Source organism: Sutterella massiliensis, from assembly GCF_016899755.1.
GTDB lineage: Bacteria > Pseudomonadota > Gammaproteobacteria > Burkholderiales > Burkholderiaceae_F > Sutterella > Sutterella massiliensis.
The window spans coordinates 18,960-38,463 of the sequence record NZ_JACJJC010000008.1 but is presented as its reverse complement, the minus strand read 5'-3'; the positions used below and the strand labels follow the sequence as shown (position 1 = coordinate 38,463).

Sequence of the window (19,504 nt, the reverse complement as noted above, 5' to 3'; positions counted from 1 at the left end):
ATGGATTTCGAATACTGGTACTTCGTATTCGTGCCGGTGCTCTTCTTTGCCGGCTGGTTCTGCCGAGGGCTCGATCAACGCCAGCGGGACGACACGACGAATCTTCCCGAAGCATATTCGCACGGGCTTTCCCTGCTTCTGAACGGCGAGACGGATAAGGCGATCGATACGTTTGTCGAAGTGGTGCGCATCGACCCGGATCTTGTCGATCTGCATCATGTGCTCGGCAATCTCTTTCGCGAGCGCGGGGAGTTCGAGCGAGCCATTCGACTGCATCGCCATCTCTACAACCGAGCCGATCTTTCGAAAGAAGAGCGCACGCGTGCGCTCAAGGAACTTGCTCAGGATTACATTCGCGCTGGTTTTTTCGATCGTGCGGAAGCCGCGTTTCGACGTCTGTCCGAGATGCCGAGCGAGCACCTCTATGCACTGCGTTCGCTTCTTGAAATTTATGTAACCGAACACGAATGGGCGGCGGCCATCGAAACGGCTCGCCTCCTTGAGACGCAGGCGGGCGAATCGCATTCGGCGGAAATTGCACACTTTTATTGTGAGCGTATTGATCTGGCGCTCAAGCGCAAGAATCTCGAAGAAGCGACGCTTCTCGTCGGCAAGGCGCTCGAACGTGAAGATGCGACGCCGCGCGTCGGAATCACGGCAGCGCGCGTCGCACTCGCGGCAGGCAACGGCAAGGAGGCCGTTGCGCATTGGGAGCGTGTTGCAGAGCGTTTCCCCGAGTATCTTCCGATCTTCGTCGGGCCGCTTGCCGATGCAATGACGGCACAGGGCGACGAGGCGGGGGCAGTGACCCTTTTGCGAGATGCCTGCGAAAAGACGCGTTCGATCGACGCGATGGAGGCTGCGCTCTCGCGGGTCCGCAAGCTTGGTGATGCCGGCAGTGCCGAAGCGCAGAAAATCGTAACCGGTATGCTGCACGCTCGTCCCAGCCTGCTCGCTTTCAACGCGCTCGTACAGCTCAAGCACGAAGAGGATCCGAGCGACGAACAGACGAAAATGCTCGCTTCGCTTCTTGAGAAGCATGCTCGCAGGCTCTCGCGCTACCAGTGCCGAAAGTGCGGCTTTTTGGCCTCGCGCTTCAATTGGCACTGCCTCGGCTGCGGCAGCTGGGACAGCTTCCCGCCGCGCCGCATTGAGGACGGCAAAAAGGCCTGACGGTTTTGTTACAAATAACGTGGCATGCACTTTCGGGAGGACATGCCGCAGTTCGTAGAATGAGTTCCTGTCGCTTTCGGATGGCAGTTCATCGGACCGAGCTTTATGTCGTCGGTCTACGCACCCGACAGAGCGCAACACTCAAATAAAAAAGGAAAGTACTTCAAGCCATGTTCAAGCGTATCGGCTTACTGATTCTTGCCAACCTCGCCGTTTTCGTGATGCTCTCGATCGTTCTGACGATCGTGCAGATGATCTTCGGCGTCAATTTCGGCACCATGTCGGGTAAGAGCCTCAATCTCGGCGCTCTCTTTATCTTCTCCATGGTCGTCGGCTTCACGGGGTCGCTCATTTCGCTCGCCATGTCCAAGCAGATGGCGAAGATGAGCATGGGGGTGCAGGTGATTGATCCGAGCCGCCCTCGCAACAATCTCGAAGCCTATCTCGTTGAGGTTGTTCGCCGCCAGGCCGACAAGGCCGGCATTCCGATGCCCGAAGTCGGGGTGTACGAGGGCGAGCCCAATGCCTTTGCGACGGGCGCAAGCCGCTCGAGTTCTCTCGTGGCCGTTTCGACGGGGTTGCTCGGCGTGATGGGGCGCGATGAAGTGGAGGCCGTCATCGCGCACGAAATTTCGCACGTCAAGAACGGCGACATGGTGACGATGACGCTCCTGCAGGGCGTGATGAATACGTTCGTCATCTTTATTTCGCGCATTGTCGGCTGGGTGGTCGACCGGCAGATCCTCCGTAACGAAGACGACGGTCCGGGTGTCGGTTACTACGTGACTTCGCTCGTTCTCGATATCGCGCTCGGCTTCCTCGCCTCGATGGTTGTGGCCGCTTTCAGCCGCTATCGTGAGTTCCACGCCGACGCGGGCGCCGCTCGCATTATGGACGGCAGCTCCCCGATGATTCGCGCACTTGAACGTTTGGGCGGCGTCGAGCCGAACGAACTGCCGGGTTCCGTCAAGGGCTTCGGTATCTCGGGCGGCATCGGTTCGCTTTTTGCCAGCCATCCCTCGATCGAAGACCGCATTGCCGCACTTCGCGAAGGCCGCTACAACGCCTAAAGAGACGCCTGAGCCCGTAGAGAGCTGTGCATGCTTTGTGCACTCTCAAAGGGCTCGAAAACGCAAACGGGATCGCAACGAAGCGCGTTGTGGTCCCGTATTTTTTGGTCACCGCGCTCGAACGGATCGCCGCCTTATAGCGGCATGGGTGCCACCATCTGTTCGAGCGAGCGGATCCCGTCGAGCGAAACGCAGATGCGGCAGAGCTCGAGCGTGCGGCGGTTGTCCACCGTAATTTCGCGTGCCATATAGATGTGGTAGGTCTTGGGCGCTCGAGCGGGTTCCGGTTCGTCAAGGTCGAGTTCGGGCAGCGACGAATAGAGGTTGTCGATGTTGCGCAGAAAATCCGAAAGGTTAAAGCGCGTGATGTCGACGAATTGCCGTTCGGTGAACTGCAGTACGGCCTCGGAAACGGCAAGGTCAACTGTTTTGCGGTAGCGGAAAACCTGCTCCGTGCGCCCGTTCGTCATGAAGCTGAAGGGCGGCTCTTTGGCGTCGCGTCTGAGTCTTGCGACTTCTGGCGGAATCTGCTTGGAAGAAAGAAAATCGAAAGTCTCGTCGCAACGGCCGATTTCGGTGCCTGCTGTACCCGTTCGCATGATGCGAAGCCGTCGGTCCGGCAGCCATTCGCGAAAGCGGCGCAGAAGTTTCGCTCGAAGCACTTCCTTAATTCGATCCTTAAAGATGTAAGCAAGGATCATCGCAAAGAAGAGATTGAGCGAAAGGCTTCCGTAGCGGCTCTGCCAAACGAAGGCAACGATCGTCGCAAAAAGCATGGATACGGCGGCAGCTGCGCCGTAGAGCGAGTGCGCGAGAAGCGTTTCGCCGTCTCGGCGGCGGACGTCAAAGTAGAGGAGGCTTTCGACGTACTTTTTCACGGCGCGCCAGCGGTAGAGGACGCGTTCTCTGTCGGCGCTCGAGCGCGCAATCGTGCCCGGGTAGCGGCTTTCGCGATAGAGCTTTTCCTCGAGCCAGAAGCGGTCGACGACGTTTGCGCAGCGTCCTTCGAGTCTTTCGTAAAGACGTGAGACGGCTTTGGCGGTACTGATCGATATGAACTCGTTGCAGAGGTCGAACGCGTGCGATTCAACGCGCTCTTCGCAGCTTTCGGCGGCGAGCCGCAAGTCGCGAAAGCCCGAGCGGACGATTTTAGCCGATGTGAACAGTGCTTCGATCGAGGCATGAAGCTCTGCGTCCGTCATCGATTCGGCGCGCTTCAAAAGCGTTTTAACGCTCATCGAAAGGCTGCGTTGGTACAAAAGCGCCATGCGCTTGACGGCGCTCTCATAGCGACCGAGAAGCTTTTGCGGATTCTCTTTTCCCTGCGTTTCGTCGGCGAGCACCAGAAGCGTGCGGCGAAGTTTCTCGAGCGCACCGTTTGGAGCAGCGAGGGCCTCGAGCGTCCTTGCAGGACAGCCGAGACGAATGTAGGTCTTGAGGTGCTTCTGAAAATCGCGTCCGGCGTATGTGTCCGGATTGATGAGAAGCTCGTTCGGCAGGAAGAAGTACGTGTCGACAGCATAGGCGAGCGCGCGCTGGTCGCTGCCGACCGTGATGCGTTGGGTTACTTCGATTTGCGTGCCGCTTTGCAGTTTGACGGACTCTTTGAACTTTTGCATGGGTGCCTGCCGCTGCAAGTAATGTTGCCGAACATCCCGTTTTCTGTTCGTATCGTGCCTAGCTTAGCGCCGAATGAGGAAGCGAAAAAAAGAGGGACGCAAGCGCTGCTCACGTCCCTATGCGGCGGATGTTCGCGAAAGACGTCCGTAGACGTCAGCATTCTTACCGCTCGTGCTTGAGTGCGGCTGCGATTTCCGCAGGCGTGTGCGAGTCGTCCTTCGAGATGGTTTTGGACACCCAGGCCGCCATGACGGCAAGCGAGGTGCCCGTCAGGAACAGGCCGATCGAGGTCATGCCCCAGAAGCCGTAGACGTTGTACGGACCGCCGGCCCATTCTCCGTGAAAGGCCATCTGGTAGCCGAGGCCGAGACCGACGCCCCAGAGCATGACGCCGTAGATGATCATCGGCACGGTCGTGACGCGGTAGCCTCGAAGCGAGAACGATGACACGGTCTGCAGTGCGTCAAAGACGTGGTAGCAGCAGCCAAAGAGAATGAGCTTCACGGCGAGGTCATGTACAGCCGCTTCCGACGTGTAGAGCCAAATAATGGGCGAGCGGCCGAAAAAGAGAATAAGCGAAGCGAGGAGCGCAATCGTTGTCGAAAGGGCAAAGGCGCGCTTGAGAACGCGTTCACCGAGCGCGGGCCATTTGGCGCCGAGACACTGTGAAATGAGAACCGAGGATGCGATCCCGATCGAGAGCGGGAACATGTAGCACATCGACGTGAGGTTTGCGACGATCTGATGCGCCGAGATAATGGCAGGTCCGAGGCGCGAGACGAAGATCGCCATGAGCGTGAAGCTCGACACTTCGAAAAAGGTCGAGAGTCCGATCGGAATGCCGACGTGGAGCTGTTCCTTGAGAAGTTTCCAGTCCGGGAGCTTCCAGCTGCTCGGGTGCATGCGGCGGTAGTACGGGTCGAACTGCCAGATGAGCACATAGGCAATAAGCGAGAGGTAGGTGAGCGCAAAAAAGGAGACGCCAGCGCCTGCCCCGCCCATCGCGGGGAAACCCAACCAGCCGTACATGAAGATCGCGTTGAGCGGCGCTTTGAGCGCGAGCATCGCAAGCGAAACCCACATCGTGATGCGCGGCTTGGAGACGGCCGCATTCACGGCAATGAAGGTGCGAGCAGCCATGCTGCCCGGGAGTGCAAGCGCGGTCCAGAACATGTATTGGGCGGCCATTTCGGCAACTTCGCCCTTGGCGTCGCCGAGCTCGATCCAAAAGTCGGTGGCGAGCAGGATCGGTACGCCGATCAGGGCGAGGAGCACGACGAGCCAGAAGCTCTGGTTAAGCTCGGCGCCGATGCGCTCGAATTGGCGTGCGCCGAAATGGTGGCCCGCAATGGGACTCAAGCCCTGCAGAATGCCGACCAACCCCATCAGCACGGAAATCGTCGAGGCGATCCCGAGGGCTACGGCGGCCAAATGCTCCTTGCCGAGCTGGCCGGCCATGATCGTGTCGATCGTGCCGCTGCCGATAATGGCGATGTTGGCGATGAAGATGGGGCCGGCAAGTCGAAGGAGTGCCTTGAAGGTGATTTCCGGCGGCGTGAGAGCTTTCGTCATTTGTAGCATCCGGTGATGGAACGCGGCCACTGCATATGGCGGTTACGGAACTCGAAAAAAAAGAGCGGGTCCGAAACGGACCCGGGGATTCAGGTTTTGCGAGTTTGGTTTACTTGATTGCGTCAAGCACATTGTCGGCACTTTGCGCAGCTTCCTCAAGGGGTGAAGCCCTGCGGGCAGCATCGATTGAGAGCACATAGAAGACTTCGTCGGTATGCGGTCGCGCAATCGGCGTACCGAGCATGCCGGCGGGTAAAAGTCCCGCGTGGCTTCTCTCTATGCGGTAGCGGCAGGCTGACAGATTGCCGTCGGGTGCAAACGGGATGTGTCCGTAGTAGCTGAAGACGGCGCGCACACCCGGCGGCAGTTTGGTCCCCGATACGCAGTCGCCTTCGCGCATGCCGTCTTCCTTCAGAAGTGCTGCGGCTTCAGCGGCAATCGGTTCGTAGGAGCGGTTGATGTCGATGGCGTGATGGTAGAGCCCGAAGATGACGGTGGCGGCAGCGGTCATACCCGCAGCGGCAAGCCACGGACCGCGCCAGGCGACGACCGGTCGGTGCGTCATGCGCCAGCTCACGAAAACAAACCAAATCACGGTTACGCAAAGCGCGGCAACAAACCCCGTATCGAACGCGGGACGCGCTCCCGGCGCGAGCATCGCGATCGAGCGTGCCATCTTGGGCGCAAAGTTCGTGAGCCACGCAAGCCAGTATGTCCAGAGCGTGAGCACACCGAGGCTGAAAACCGACACGGAGAACCAGTCGAGAATGTCTTTGCGGTTGCGCCGCAGTGTCGCAAGTCCGAACGCCGCGAAGGAGGCCATGCTCGGAATGCAGCCCAGGAGCACCGCGTCGGCTGATTGGCTACTCGAGAAGATGGCGGCGAAAATGTTCGTACCCGTCAGAATGAGCGGCAAAAAGAGCGCCGTGCGATCGAGCTGCCAGCGCCAGCTGTAGAGCCCCCAAAGCGCGAGCGGCCAAATCGGACAGAGGTACCAGACGAAGTTCTTGCCGATCCATGCCAAGGTCGAGAGGCTCACGAGGCCGAAATTCTCCGACTGCGAGAGTGCCCAAGCGAAAAACCAGTCTTCTGTTGCCTGCGGGGCGACCGACCAAGCGGCGGCAAACCAAAGCGCAAAGGGCAGAATCGACGCGGCAATGAGAAGCAGAATCCGGCGATCGCGGTTCCCGGGAAAGCTTCTGAGCGCCGCATTCGCGACAATCGCACCCGCAAGGAGCCAAATGCCCGCAAAGAGCGTGTAGGCGAGAACGGCAAAGCCCGTTGCGAGCCCCGAGCAGAAAGCGCCGAGGTAGGGGCGTCGAAGCGAGGCGACAAGCGAAAGGAAAGTAATGCTCGTGAGCGCGAGGAACGCCGTCTCGGGAATCGCCTCGTGCTGGCGCGTCACGATGCCGAATGTCGCAACGAAGAGAAGTACGGCGCAGTCGGCGATGACTCGGCTGTAGCTGCTCGGCGAGGCTTCGCCGCCGAACGCAAAGGCGACGGGCTGCACTTCGGGGCGGCGTGCGAGCCAAAGCGTCGCATACCAAATGCCCGCCGTCGAGAGCGCGAACCAGAAGAGAGAGGCAGCTCGAAACGACTGTACGTCTCCGGCCAATGAACCGAAGAGCTTGATGAAAATCGCCGAGATCCAGCCTGTCAGCGGACCAGCAGCGTGAACGGCCGCTCCCGCGACGTTGGGCAGCAGCCAGTCGCGGGCACCGCCTTCTGCCATCGTGAAGGCAATGCCGAAGCTCGCGGCATCTCGAAGCGTCCAGAGGTCGCGCGCCCAGAAGCCGCACAGAATGAAGACCGCAAGCAGCGCATGCAGTGCGTAGCGCGGAAGCTTGCGAGCGGCTTCCTGCGACATTTTTGCGGGGGTGGGCAGCTGACTGAGCACGATGAAAGGCCTCTGACGTTTTTTGTGATTCTATTGGGAAGCCCGATCGCAGGGAAGGATCGAGAGCAACGGGCGCGGTGCGGCCGAGGAACAAAGAAAAGGAGAGCTCCTTCGTGGGGAAACTCTCCTTTTTGACGGCAGGGACTTCGACGCTCTGCTCGTTCGATGTCCTGCTCTGAACGCGAAGCGAAGCGCGATTACTTGGCGGCCTTGGCGGCAGCGGCAGCGGCGTCGAGGGCCTTCTGCTTGTTGGCGAACTTGGCGCGGAACTTTTCCACGCGGCCGGCTTCAACGATGCGGGTCTGAGCGCCCGTGTAGAAGGGGTGGCTCGCCGAGGAGGTATCGAGCTTGAAGAGCGGGTACGTCACGCCGTCGATCTCAACCGTTTCCTTCGTCTGGACGGAGGAGGGGATGATGAACGTCTTGTTGATCGAGAGGTCGATAAAAGCGACGGGACGGTACTCGGGGTGAATATTCGGCTTCATTTGAACTGGTTTCCTAGTTTGTGTGTCGGTCGCCCTGGCAGCCTTGCGCATCCGCCCGAAGGTTCGGGTCTTACGACGGGCATGCGTGCCCACGTGCCAACTGGGAAGGTCGGCAATTATCCCAAAGTCGGACTCTCGGTGCAACCGAAATTGGGCGGCAATTTCGGCGCTGCTCGCTTTAGAGGGCGTTTGTTGACGCCGTCGGCTTAAGCGTTCGAAAAAGATGCGGCAGTAAAATCGCAAAATTCGACGAGCGCGACTTGATTCGTGTTCGGTGTCTTCCAATCAATCAGTTAATCCATCGTTCATCATGTCCAAATTCGAACGCTGCGTCATCGCGACCCGCGAAAGTCCCCTTGCCATGTGGCAGGCGCTCCATGTACAGGCGCTTCTTCGCGAACGCTATCCCGATGCGCAGGTTGATTTGCTCGGTATGACGACGCGCGGTGACCAGATTCTCGATCGTACGCTCTCGAAGGTCGGCGGCAAGGGGCTTTTCGTGAAGGAGCTCGAAACGGCCATGCAGGCTCGCGAAGCCGATCTTGCCGTCCACTCGCTCAAGGACGTCCCGATGGTGCTGCCCGAAGGGTTCGAGCTTGTAGCCGTGAGCAAGCGCGAAGATCCGCGCGACGCCTTCGTTTCACCTAAGTACGCTTCGCTTGACGAGCTTCCCGCCGGCGCGCGCGTCGGCACGGCGAGCCTTCGCCGCGAATTGATGCTCCGAATCAACTATCCGCACCTTGAAGTGCTACCCGTTCGAGGCAATGTCGGCACGCGCCTCAAGAAGCTCGACGCTGGCGAGTACGACGCGCTTGTGATGGCATCCGCGGGCCTGAAGCGACTCGGTCTTGCCGATCGCATCCGCGAGATCATCCCCGTTGAAAAGAGCCTGCCCTCGCCCGGTCAGGGCGCGCTCGGCGTGGAAATCCGCGCGGGCGACGACGTGATGCATGAAGCGATGCAGTTCCTTAACGATGAAGAAACGCGTGCCTGCTGCCTGGCCGAGCGCGCTGTTTCTCGCGCTTTCGGCGGCTCCTGCCAAGTGCCGCTTGCCGCGTATGCAATCGTCGAAAACGGCGAACTCTGGCTGCGTGCGCTCGTTGGCAATCACCACACGGGCGAGTGCGTCCGCGCTGAAGCCCGCGGGCCGCTGAGCGATCCCGAGGGGCTCGCCATCACCGTGGTGGATTCGTTGCGCGCGCAGGGCGCCGAGGCGATTCTTCAGGCGGTTCTGAGCCTCTGAACTTTGTAAATGTGGCGGCGCGCCGCTCGCGCGCCGCGCTTAGCTTTCCTAGCATGGCAGCATGTAAACGAGGTGTCGGACCGACGGCTTTCGGTCACTGCCGCCTTGGCGGGAAAGTCAAACATATGGACAGCATGAAAACCCTTCATCGCCCCGTGATTCTGTCGCGACCGGGACAGGCGAACAACCGGCTTGCGGAGCTTCTGTCGGAAAAGGACGACATTGAAGCTTGGCGCTGGCCTGCCTTCACGATCGAGCTGCCGGAAGAAACGGAGCTTGTTACGCAGCGCCTTGCCAATCTCGACGACGTCGAGATGGTGCTGCTGCCGAGTCCTTCCTCGGTAGCGGCGGTGGCGCATTGGGTGCGCAAGTGGCCCGAGCACATCACGCTCGCGGCCGTGGGCGAAGGAACGGCCAAGGCGATTCGGTGCGCCTGGGGCGAAAACGTGCCGATTCTTTACCCGGAGGGCAGCGCCGAAACTTCCGGCAGCGAGGCGCTCTTTGCGCTTATCGAGAAGCGTGCAGTACCTTCGCGCGTGCTTATCCTGCGCGGTCAGACCGGACGAGAGTGGCTTCCGCAGAAGCTGCGCGAAATGGGCAGCGACGTCGTCGTGATGTGCGCCTACGTGCGTGTGCCGCTCGAGCTGAGTGCGCGCGCCGTCAAGCAGCTTAAGGACGCCCTGATGGGGCCTTCGCCCATCCTGTACGTCACCTCGACCGATGCGGTCGACGCCATCATGCATGCGGTGCGTCCGATTCCGGGTGCGCAGGCTTGGCTCGCGCGCGGCACGGCCGTGACGATTCACCCGCGCGTGGTTCGCCGTCTCGAAGAAAGCGGCTTCGAGCACGTTGAAATCACCTCCGCCGACGACGAAGCCGCCCGTGAACACATCCTCGCGAATTTGCAGGTGCAAACATCCGACGCGGTCTGACGGTTTTTGCCTGGACAACGGCGAAAAGATTTCTTCGCGGCGCACGAGAGCAACGCTTTCGTGCGCCATAATCTTTTGTGCCGCCGGCAACCCGAAAAATCCCTAAGGCTAGAAAATCATGCGCTTTACGCTCGTGCTTCATCAACCCGCACCTGAAAGCGGTGCTTTTGAAAAAAACGCCAAGAAAATAGTGGAGTCGCTTCGCGCTGCTCGACGCCGCCGACCCGAAACACCCGTCGTGCTCTTTGCGCCGCGCGCTGCACTCGAAGGTCTCGAAGGGCTTCGTGCACTCGAGTGTGATTTCGTCCGCATGGCGCGCGATGCCGCTCTTAAGGCGCTGCACGAGGAAGCGCGACTCTTGAAGGCGCTCGTTTATATGACAGTCGAAGGCGATCGAGGTCCGATCGCTATGGTGCTCGGGCGCAATGACGGTCCGACGGAGCTGCGCGCATTCGAGCGCCGTACCGGGTTTGAAATCGATTGTCTCGCGAGCACTTTTCCGAGTGTTTCCGTGCTTACGCAAGACAGTCCGATGCTTCTCTGGGAGCCCTTCGAAATACGAGAGCCCTTCTGCTCGAACGTGTCCGAGAGCGTTGGACTGCAGAGCGGTACGGCACGCATCTCGCCTTCTCTCGGCGGGTGCGAGACCTCGCACGCCTGTGCGGGCGGCTCTTTTGTCGACTTCGGAGGCACTCGCTTTACTGCGCGCCGCTACGAGCCCGATGCGCTCGCGTTCGACTGTGCCGCCGAAGACGGTCGGCTTCTAGAAGTCGGCGCGCCCGAGCGGCTTCTTGAGACTCCTGCACGCTCGCTATCGCTCCCGCAAGACGAGCGGCTTGCGGCGCTCATTGCCGCCATTCGCGACTACGTTTCGGCCGTTCGTGCCGAGGGCGTCGTTCTGGGCATTTCGGGCGGCATCGACAGCGCGCTCGTGGCGGCGGCCGCTGTCGAAGCGCTTGGTGCAGCGCGCGTACGCGCGCAGCTGCTGGCTTCCCGCTTTACTTCGCAGGAGAGCCGCGAACTCGCAAGAACGCTTGCCGAGCGGCTCGGCCTGGAACTTGCCGAGCGCTCGATTGAGGTCATGCACGAAGCTGCGCGCCGCGACTATGCGGACGACCTCGGCGATATGGTCGACGGCGAGATCACCGATCAGAACATTCAGGCTCGCTTGAGAAGCCTGCGGCTCATGGCGATTGCAAATAAGGAAAACCGCATCCTGCTTTGCACGGCCAACAAGTCCGAAGCCGCGATGGGTTACGGTACGCTTTACGGCGATCTGTCCGGCGGTTTCTCGCCGATCGTCGACCTCTGGAAGAGCGAAGTAAGGGCGCTCTGTCGAGCGTTCAACGCTTGGAAGGGTTCGGAGTGCATTCCCGAAGCGATCATCGAGCGCGAGCCTACGGCGGAGCTTCGCTTCGACCAGAAGGACAGCGACAGCCTGCCGCCCTACGACGAGATCGAACGCGTCATGCGTGCGGCTCTCGGGACCGATTTCGAGCCAGCGGACTTTACGGAGGCGGAGCTCTCGATTGTGCGTGCGGCTGCCCGCTTTGCCTTTAAGCGCCGTCAGTGTTCGATCGGTCTGCGTCTTTCCTCGCAAACGCTTGGCGACTTCGACGAGCGCTTCGGCATCAACCGTACGATCGAAATGCGTCGCTGACGCCGCACGTCGGCGCCCTGCTGCCAAATGTGTAAAGGGCCGCTCGCGATTATTTCGCGAGCGGCCCTTTCGGACCTTTACGCGCGGTTCAAGCCGCGCTTCAAGCGAGGCGATCAGCGCTTCATGAGCTCGAAGAACTCGTCGTTGGTCTTGGTGGACTTGAGCTTGTCGAGCAGGAATTCCATCGCTTCGAGTTCGTCCATGTCGTAGAGGAACTTGCGCAGCACCCAAACCTTCTGCAGGTTGTCGGGCTTCATCAGAAGCTCTTCGCGGCGGGTGCCCGAGCGGTTGAGGTTGATGGCCGGGTAGACGCGCTTTTCCGCAAGACGGCGCTCGAGGTGGATTTCGTTGTTGCCCGTGCCCTTGAACTCTTCGTAAATGACGTCGTCCATACGCGAGCCCGTATCGATCAGGGCTGTGCCGATGATCGTGAGCGAGCCGCCTTCTTCAAGGTTGCGCGCCGCGCCGAAGATGCGCTTCGGACGTTCGAGTGCGTTGGCGTCGACGCCGCCCGTGAGAACCTTGCCAGAGGAGGGAATCACTTGGTTGTAGGCGCGAGCAAGGCGCGTGATGGAGTCCAGCAGCACGACGACGTCGCGCTTCGATTCGGCAAGGCGTTTGGCTTTTTCGATCACCATTTCGGCGACCTGAACGTGTCGCAGCGCCGGTTCGTCGAAGGTTGCCGCGACGACTTCGCCCTTGACGGTGCGCTGCATTTCGGTGACTTCTTCAGGACGTTCGTTCACAAGAAGCACCATCAGCACGACGTCCGGGTGGTTCGTCGTAATCGAGTGGGCAATGTGCTGCAGAAGCACGGTCTTGCCGGACTTCGGCGGCGCGACGATAAGCGCGCGCTGGCCTTTGCCGATCGGCGCGATCATGTCAATGATTCGACCCGTCAGATTCTCTTCGCCGCGCATATTGCGCTCGAGAGTAAGACGCTCGTTCGGGAAGATCGGCGTGAGGTTCTCAAAGAGCATGCGGTGCTTGATGGCTTCGGGGGGAAGGCCGTTCACCGTCTCGACACGAACAAGCGCGAAATAGCGTTCGCCGTCTTTGGGCACGCGCACCTCGCCTTCGATCGTGTCGCCCGTGTGCAGATTGAAGCGTCGAATCTGCGAGGGCGAAATGTAGATGTCGTCCGTGCTCGCGAGATACGAAGAGTCGGGGCTGCGCAGGAAGCCGAAGCCGTCGGGCAGGATTTCAAGGGTGCCGTCGCCGAAAATTTGCTCGCCCATGCGGGCTTTTTTCTTGAGGATCGCAAACATTAGCTCCTGCTTGCGCATGCGCTGCGCGTTGTCGACTTCAAGCGCGAACGCCATGTCGAGGAGCTGCGAGACGTGCAGAGATTTGAGGTCCGAAAGATGCATGATCAAAGTGGCGAGCATCCGATGTCGATCGGTTGCCGCCGCAGGCTGGATCGTCAAATGAGGGTTGTTATGGGAGTCGAGGGACGCGTACGAGACGCGCCCAAAACACGACAGTCGCCCGCCAGGGAGCCGGACGACTGCGTGCCGAGTATGTGCTCGGAATTAGAGATTCTTTTCGATGAAGGCGTTGAGCGTGGCTTGGTCGCAGGCGCCCGTGCGCTGATCGATCACTTCACCCTTGCGGAAGGCAATGATCGTGGGAATGCCGCGAACGCCGTACTGCGTTGCCATACCCGAGGACTGGTCGACGTCGTACTTGGCAATGATCGCGCGGCCGTCGAAGGTCTTGGCCGCCTCTTCAAGGCGCGGGGCGAGCATGCGGCAGGGCCCGCACCACGTGGCCCAGAAGTCGACGAAGACGGGGGTTTCGGAGTTGACGACTTCGGCGAAGTCGGCGTCGGTGATGTGAAGAATTTCGCTCATGATGTGCTCCTCTAATGCGGAAAATGCTTACGGCCGACGGCCAGCAACCGATGCTTGCAGCGCAGAGCTGCAAAAGGACGTCTGTCCAGAGCCGCACGAGCGGCACGGCGTTGCGGAGTCGGCGCAGAGAGAAGTGGATAAAACGGTATGAAAGGGCGGGCGTCCGCTCGAACAGGCGACGGATGCGAAGAGAGGCTTCGCGCCTCGTAAGAACTGCGCGCAAGCCGGATGCGAGCGCCGCACGTCGGAAGCGTGCGGGCGGGACTTCATCCGGGACGCCCGAAAAAAGTCGGGCTAATACTAGCACTCATAGGCGCAAAAGGGCATGTCTGCAAGTGCTCTGAAACGAGTTTTTGCATCTGAGCGCTCGATGTCGCGAAAAGTTTTTTGCAAAATCGACGCACCTCACATATACTTGCGGGCTTGGCGGGTCCCCTCGCATGCGGTCCCCGGAAACCTGGTCAGGTCGGGAACGAAGCAGCCATACCGGTGTGTCTGCAGTGCCGAGGATAAGGCTCGCCATTTTTGCGCCCGCAGCTTTCGGCTTGTGCGGGCTTTTTTGTTGCCTAAATCCACGCCGGGTTCTGGCGGCCGTCCCGTGTTCGCTGGTGCGGCTTTGCCGTTCAATCCGCTTCTCGCGCGCCGCACCTCCCGCTTTTCCGTGTCTTCCCGCAAGTGCAAGGCGCGACATAAAATGTTCCGATCTGCAGAGTTTCCTGCGCGGATTCATTCGGCGATTCGGTCATGAACGCGACGCTTTTCGCTCTCTTTCTCGTGACATCGGCCACGACCATCGTGACGCCCGGTCCGGGCGTGCTCATGGTTGTCATGAAGTCTCTTCAGCACGGTTTTCGCGGCGCGATATGGACGATTTGCGGCACATCCTCAGGCACAGTCGTTATGGCGCTTATTTCCGGTACGGGCGTCGGTGTCGTGCTTTCGCATTCACCAACGGCGTATGCGGCGCTTCGCATTGTCGGCGCGTGCTACCTCGTTTGGCTCGGCATCAAATCCTGGCGCGTGCGGCCTCAACCGCCCGTGATGAAAGTTGCCCGGGTGAAGCTGCCCGACGGTTCGGGTGAGGCGCCCGAAAAAGTTCGCCGCTGCAAGGCATTTGTGGAAGGGATTACGCTGCAGCTCACGAATCCCGTCCTCATTATGTTCTTTGTCTCGCTCTTTCCGCAGTTCATCGACCAGAAGCTGCCCTATGCGGAGCAGTATGCGGTCCTTACGGCCGTCTACTTCGTTCTTGTTTTCGGCATCCACTGCGGCTATTCGATTTTGACGAGCCGCTGCAGGAATCTCTTGAACGGCAATTCAACGTTGGTTCTTCATCGTGTTGGCGGTACGCTCTTTTTGCTTTTGGCCGTTATGGTGTTCTACGACGTCTTCTGGCACGCGGCTTGATTGACTGTCTTCGTACGGGCGCGCAAGCACGTCGCAAAAGAAGACGCAGAGGACGCGCGGTATATGCCTCTTGCACTCGATAGGCCGGTCGAGCCCGTACAATGACGGCAGTTCGTACTGCGCAATCAATCTCAAAGCAACGCATTCATGAGCAGCTATCAGGTACTCGCTCGAAAGTGGCGACCGCACGACTTCGAAACGATTGTCGGCCAGGATCATGTCGTCACGGCGCTCACGCGCGCGCTCACCGAAAAGAGACTGCACCATGCATATCTCTTTACCGGGACGCGCGGCGTCGGCAAAACGACCATTTCCCGCATTTTCGCCAAGGCGCTTAACTGCCGCGGCGCCGACGGCAACGGCGACATCACCGCCAAACCCTGCGGCGTTTGCGACGCCTGCCGCGCGATCGATGCCGGGCGCTTCGTCGACTACATCGAAATGGACGCGGCTTCAAACCGCTCTGTCGAAGACATGACGGCGCTTCTTGAGCGTGCCATGTACGCGCCGACGGTCGGTCGCTTCAAGGTCTACATGATCGACGAAGTGCATATGCTCTCGAGTACTGCCTTCAACGCCATGCTCAAGACGCTCGAGGAGCCGCCCGAGTACGTCAAGTTCATTCTTGCGACGACCGATCCGCAGAAGGTGCCCATTACGGTGCTTTCGCGTTGTCTGCAGTTCAATTTGCGCAATATGACGCCCGCAGGCATCGTCGGTCATCTTGAGCACATTCTCAGCACGGAGTCGATTCCTGCAGAAAAAGAAGGGCTGCGCTTGATCGCGCAGGGCGCGCGCGGCTCCATGCGAGACGCGCTTTCTCTGCTCGATCAGGCAATTGCTTTTTCGGGCGGCAACGTCACGGGCGCGAGCGTGCGTTCGATGCTCGGGATGACCGGCGGCGACACGCTGGCGGGCATTCTCGAGGCGCTCGTCCAGGGCGATGCACCGGCGATGCTTGCGCGTGCCGACGAAATGCAGGGAGAAAGTCTTTCCTTTGCGCAGGCGTTGCGCGATCTGGCCGGGATGCTTCATCGCATTGCGCTTTTGCAGCGCGTGCCGGGTGCCGTTTCGCCCGACGAGCCGACCTATGCAGCGGAAGCTGCGCTTGCGAAGGCAATGTCGCCCGAAGAGGTGCAGCTCTACTACCAAATTGCGCTTCACGGGCGCAACGACTTAGGGCTTGCACCCGATGAATACGCGGGCTTCACAATGACGCTGTTGCGCATGCTCGCCTTCAAGCCCTCGGGGCTCAAGGTGCGGCACGTTCCGCCGCGCGACGGCGGTGCGGCTGCCGCACCGAGCTTGCCGGCAGCGTGGGCTGCGCCTGCCGCCTCGGCGCTCGAGACGGCGCCCGCAATTTCACGCGCGCCGACATCGCTAGCGATGGCGCCGATGCCGCCCGCTCAATCGGTGCCTCCCTGGGGAGAACTGCCCGCCGGTTGAGGAGGCTCCGATGTCCGAACCGCCCCGCGCTCAGCAAGCGCCTCGGGCGGGCGAACAGCTCAACTGGCGGAACATTATTGACGGAGCACGCTTCTCGGGGCCCGTGCGCATGCTTGCATCTCAGTCGCAGGTCCTGAAGCTCGAAGAAAACCGCGTACAATTGCGGCTCAATGTCGCAGCTTTGGCGACGGAAGCCAATCGGCGGCTGATGGCCCAAAAGCTCAGCGACTATTTCGGGCGACCGTTTCGTGTTGAATTCGAAGTCGGTTCACTTGATGCGGGCTCGACCGTTGCTGATGCGCAGCGGGCCGAAAGGGCTAAGGCGCACGCCGAACTCGTCGAGCGGTTCAAGAACGATCCGCTCGTCAAGGAAGTGCTCCGCGTTTTTGGCGGCACCATTGACGAAGACTCGATTCGCCCGATTTCGGACGATGAGCACTCGAAGAACTCTTAACCAGGAAAAAGGATTGCTATGCGTGGCATGGGTGGTATGGGCGGCATGGGCGGACTGATGGCTCAGGCGCAGAAGATGCAGGCGAAGCTTCAGAAGGTCCAGGAAGAAATCGCCAAAACCGAGTTTTCCGGCGAAGCTGCCAACGGCGCCGTCAAGGTTGTCATGAACGGCAAGCACGAATGCCTGCGCGTGCAGATCGATGCGGGCGTCATCGATCCGGAAGATCCGGAAATGCTCGAAGATCTCGTGACGCTTGCCGTCAATAACTGCGTCAAGACGATTTCGCAGGAAAGCGAAGCCAAGATGCGTCAGGCCGTGCCGCTGCCTCCGGGCATGAAGATGCCCTTCTGAGGCTAACCGCACGGGCGCTGATGGCGCCGCGGCTTTTCTCTGCGCTCCCGGCTCGCTTCTCGGAAGATATCGAGCGGGAGCGCTTTATTTATAGGGGTGTTGGCGATGAATCGGGTTTCGACGGTGGCGTCCTGTTGCTCGCATCGAACGGATACGTATCTCCTGCGGCTTCTTGAAGACGACTGTCCGCAGCTTGACCTAACGACGATTGGTCTCGGGATTGAGAAGGCCGAGGGCGTTGTTACGGCCGCTTTCAAGCGAAAGGGTATTGTTGCGGGGGCGATGCTCGCCAAGCGCCTTTTCGAGCTTTCGGGGGCTTCTGTGTCCGTCTACGCCGAAGACGGCGCTTCGCTCGCCGCTGGTGAACCGATTCTGCGCGCCGAGGGGAGTGCCGCGGCGCTGCACGCCGTTTATAAAACGGCGCAGTGCGTGATGGAATACGCTTGCGGTATTGCGCTTCGCACGCGCGAAATGCTCGATGCCGCTCGCGCCGTTTCGCCCGGCGTTCAAATTGCGCTCACGCGCAAGCACGCGCCCGGCACGAAGCCGATCGCCTATGCCGGACTGCGCGCGGGAGGCGGCATTGTGCACCGGTTCGGTCTTTCGGATTCGATCCTCGTTTTTGATCAGCACCGCGTCTTTTGCGAAGACTTCGACCGCTCTTTGAAGCGCCTGCAGGCCGAGTCGCCCGAGCGCAAGGTAGCCGTTGAGGCGGGTGGCCCGGAGGAAGCGCTCGGCTTTGTGCGGCTCGGGGTCGACATCGTGCAGTGCGAGCGGTTTTCGCCCGAGGCGCTCGCGGCCTTTTGCAGCAAGGCGCGCCGGATCAATCCGCGGCTCGTTATCAACGCCGCCGGCGGAATCCATGCCGGCAACGCAGCGCAGTACGCAGCCGCGGGCGCCGACGTGCTCGTCACCTCTTGGCCCTATTTCGCGGCGCCCTTCGATGTGAAGATGCGCTTTTCGGCAACGCGCTTAGCCTGAGGCGACTCGAAGCGGTTTTAGGAAAGAAAAGGACACCATGGCTTCGCTCAGACTTTCTCCATCGCTCGATGCGCTCGTTGATGCACTGGCGCAGCTCCCGGGGTTCGGTCCGCGCAGCGCGCAACGCGCGGCCTTTCACCTGCTGCAGGACCCTAAGCGCCTCGAGCGGCTCGAGCGCGCACTCGCGGGTGTGCGGGAGAATGTTCGCCGCTGCAAGAAGTGCCGCGTTTTTTGCGAATCCGAACTCTGTCCGATTTGCTCGGACGAAACGCGCGACAAGTCGCTGCTTTGCGTCGTTGAGAGTGTTGCCGACGAGCTCGCGCTCGACGCTTCGCTTGCGTGGCCGGGACTTTACTTCGTGCTTTCGGGGCGACTCAACCCCATCGACGGGATCGGTCCGGAAGAGATCGGTCTTACGGCGCTTGTCGATCGGATTGAGGCAGACGTAGCGGCAGGCATTCTTCGCGAAGTGGTTGTCGCCACGTCCTACACGCCCGAAGGCGACGCAACGGCGTACTATCTGATAGCTGCTGTGAAAAAACGCTATCCGCATCTTCGCATCACACGCCTCGCGCGCGGGTTGCCGAGCGGACTCGAGATCGAGTACACCGACCTCTCGACGATCGCGGGCGCTGTCTATGCGCGGCGCGATGCCTGATTAAAGGCGAAATTCTCCAAAGTACAACCACTCGGATACATAAAGGCTTATGAGCAAAGAACACGTGCGAGCTGCGCTTCAGGAGGCGCGTCAGGCTCTGGACAACTTCCTCGCCGACGAGGCAGGCCTTGAAGCGGTCGACCGCGCCGCTGCTCTGATGGCCGAAGCCATCGAGAAAAACTGCAGAATTTACGCTTGCGGCAACGGCGGCAGCCTCTGCGATGCGATGCATTTTGCCGAAGAAATGACGGGCCGCTACCGGCGCGATCGCCGTCCTTACGGCGCGACCGCCATTGCGGATGCTTCGCACATTGCTTGTGTTGCCAACGACTTCGGTTATGAGGCCGTTTTCTCGCGCTACGTTGAAGCGCACGGTCGTTCGGATGACGTGCTCCTCGCGATTTCCACCTCGGGCACGAGCCCGAACGTGGTTGCGGCAGCCAAAAGCGCAAAGGCCAAGGGCATGCGTGTCGTTGGCATGACGGGGCGTGCGGGTTCGCCCCTTGCCGAGCTCTCCGATGTGGCGATCGTGACGCCGGCCGGTCGCTATGCCGATCGCGTGCAGGAACTTCACATCAAGTGCATTCACATCATGATCGAGCTTGTCGAGCGACGCCTCGACCCGCAGAACTACGCCGACTGAGGCGCGGACGACAAAGCTGCACTTTGATAAAATAGCCGCCATCCAAGCACTTGCGAACG

General features: G+C 60.3%; 18 protein-coding genes and 1 other RNA gene. 13 read left to right on the top strand and 6 right to left on the bottom strand.

Annotated features, from left to right (window positions below):
* Complete coding sequence (locus H6A60_RS06275) at window positions 1–1,173, top strand: lipopolysaccharide assembly protein LapB (protein WP_205102565.1); 1,173 nt, start codon at window positions 1–3, stop codon at window positions 1,171–1,173.
* Window positions 1,174–1,343: 170 nt separating this feature from the next.
* The gene (gene htpX, locus H6A60_RS06270) at window positions 1,344–2,243 is read left to right on the top strand and encodes a protease HtpX (protein WP_205102564.1); all 900 of its coding nucleotides are present in this window, start codon (window positions 1,344–1,346) and stop codon (window positions 2,241–2,243) included.
* Between the two features lie 134 nt (window positions 2,244–2,377).
* Here htpX and H6A60_RS06265 read toward each other — a convergent pair whose 3' ends face one another.
* From H6A60_RS06265 to H6A60_RS06250, 4 genes are all read right to left on the bottom strand, one after another.
* A complete protein-coding gene (locus H6A60_RS06265) occupies window positions 2,378–3,862 on the bottom strand; it encodes a hypothetical protein (protein WP_205102563.1) in 1,485 nt (494 codons plus the stop codon).
* A 163-nt stretch (window positions 3,863–4,025) separates the two neighbouring features.
* On the bottom strand, window positions 4,026–5,435 hold the full coding sequence (locus H6A60_RS06260; RefSeq protein ID WP_205102562.1) for an MATE family efflux transporter: 1,410 nt from the start codon (window positions 5,433–5,435) through the stop codon (window positions 4,026–4,028).
* A 109-nt stretch (window positions 5,436–5,544) separates the two neighbouring features.
* Window positions 5,545–7,332, bottom strand: coding sequence for a glycosyltransferase family protein (locus tag H6A60_RS06255; RefSeq protein ID WP_205102561.1), 1,788 nt, complete (start codon window positions 7,330–7,332; stop codon window positions 5,545–5,547).
* A gap of 197 nt (window positions 7,333–7,529) precedes the next feature.
* The gene (locus tag H6A60_RS06250; RefSeq protein WP_205102560.1) at window positions 7,530–7,817 is read right to left on the bottom strand and encodes a type B 50S ribosomal protein L31; all 288 of its coding nucleotides are present in this window, start codon (window positions 7,815–7,817) and stop codon (window positions 7,530–7,532) included.
* A 310-nt stretch (window positions 7,818–8,127) separates the two neighbouring features.
* On the opposite strand from H6A60_RS06250, the gene hemC reads away from it, so the two are divergent.
* The 3 genes from hemC (at window position 8,128) to nadE (ending at window position 11,652) form a co-directional block, all read left to right on the top strand.
* Window positions 8,128–9,060: a hydroxymethylbilane synthase gene (gene hemC, locus H6A60_RS06245; RefSeq protein ID WP_205102559.1), complete on the top strand. Its 933-nt coding sequence runs from the start codon at window positions 8,128–8,130 to the stop codon at window positions 9,058–9,060.
* Between the two features lie 134 nt (window positions 9,061–9,194).
* The gene (locus H6A60_RS06240) at window positions 9,195–9,992 is read left to right on the top strand and encodes a uroporphyrinogen-III synthase (RefSeq protein WP_239477624.1); all 798 of its coding nucleotides are present in this window, start codon (window positions 9,195–9,197) and stop codon (window positions 9,990–9,992) included.
* 118 nt (window positions 9,993–10,110) lie between these two features.
* A complete protein-coding gene (nadE, locus tag H6A60_RS06235) occupies window positions 10,111–11,652 on the top strand; it encodes an NAD(+) synthase (protein WP_205102557.1) in 1,542 nt (513 codons plus the stop codon).
* Between the two features lie 113 nt (window positions 11,653–11,765).
* Here nadE and rho read toward each other — a convergent pair whose 3' ends face one another.
* The gene (gene rho, locus H6A60_RS06230; RefSeq protein WP_205102639.1) at window positions 11,766–13,022 is read right to left on the bottom strand and encodes a transcription termination factor Rho; all 1,257 of its coding nucleotides are present in this window, start codon (window positions 13,020–13,022) and stop codon (window positions 11,766–11,768) included.
* A 162-nt stretch (window positions 13,023–13,184) separates the two neighbouring features.
* Window positions 13,185–13,505, bottom strand: coding sequence for a thioredoxin (gene trxA, locus H6A60_RS06225; RefSeq protein ID WP_205102556.1), 321 nt, complete (start codon window positions 13,503–13,505; stop codon window positions 13,185–13,187).
* Between the two features lie 425 nt (window positions 13,506–13,930).
* Between trxA and ffs the strand changes: the two genes are divergently transcribed.
* The 8 genes from ffs (at window position 13,931) to H6A60_RS06185 (ending at window position 19,445) form a co-directional block, all read left to right on the top strand.
* Window positions 13,931–14,029: signal recognition particle sRNA small type (gene ffs, locus H6A60_RS06220), an RNA gene on the top strand.
* A 220-nt stretch (window positions 14,030–14,249) separates the two neighbouring features.
* Window positions 14,250–14,912 (top strand): LysE family translocator, encoded by a 663-nt coding sequence (locus tag H6A60_RS06215; RefSeq protein ID WP_205102555.1) that lies wholly within the window; start codon window positions 14,250–14,252, stop codon window positions 14,910–14,912.
* Between the two features lie 147 nt (window positions 14,913–15,059).
* Complete coding sequence (dnaX, locus tag H6A60_RS06210; RefSeq protein WP_205102554.1) at window positions 15,060–16,358, top strand: DNA polymerase III subunit gamma/tau; 1,299 nt, start codon at window positions 15,060–15,062, stop codon at window positions 16,356–16,358.
* 10 nt (window positions 16,359–16,368) lie between these two features.
* Complete coding sequence (locus H6A60_RS06205; protein WP_205102553.1) at window positions 16,369–16,812, top strand: DNA polymerase III subunit gamma/tau C-terminal domain-containing protein; 444 nt, start codon at window positions 16,369–16,371, stop codon at window positions 16,810–16,812.
* Between the two features lie 18 nt (window positions 16,813–16,830).
* Window positions 16,831–17,163, top strand: a complete 333-nt coding sequence (locus H6A60_RS06200) for a YbaB/EbfC family nucleoid-associated protein (protein ID WP_205102552.1) — start codon at window positions 16,831–16,833, stop codon at window positions 17,161–17,163.
* 105 nt (window positions 17,164–17,268) lie between these two features.
* Window positions 17,269–18,144, top strand: coding sequence for a ModD protein (gene modD, locus H6A60_RS06195; protein ID WP_205102551.1), 876 nt, complete (start codon window positions 17,269–17,271; stop codon window positions 18,142–18,144).
* Between the two features lie 37 nt (window positions 18,145–18,181).
* Window positions 18,182–18,802 (top strand): recombination mediator RecR, encoded by a 621-nt coding sequence (gene recR / locus H6A60_RS06190; protein WP_205102550.1) that lies wholly within the window; start codon window positions 18,182–18,184, stop codon window positions 18,800–18,802.
* A 49-nt stretch (window positions 18,803–18,851) separates the two neighbouring features.
* Window positions 18,852–19,445 (top strand): SIS domain-containing protein, encoded by a 594-nt coding sequence (locus H6A60_RS06185; RefSeq protein WP_205102549.1) that lies wholly within the window; start codon window positions 18,852–18,854, stop codon window positions 19,443–19,445.
* Window positions 19,446–19,504 lie beyond the last annotated feature (59 nt).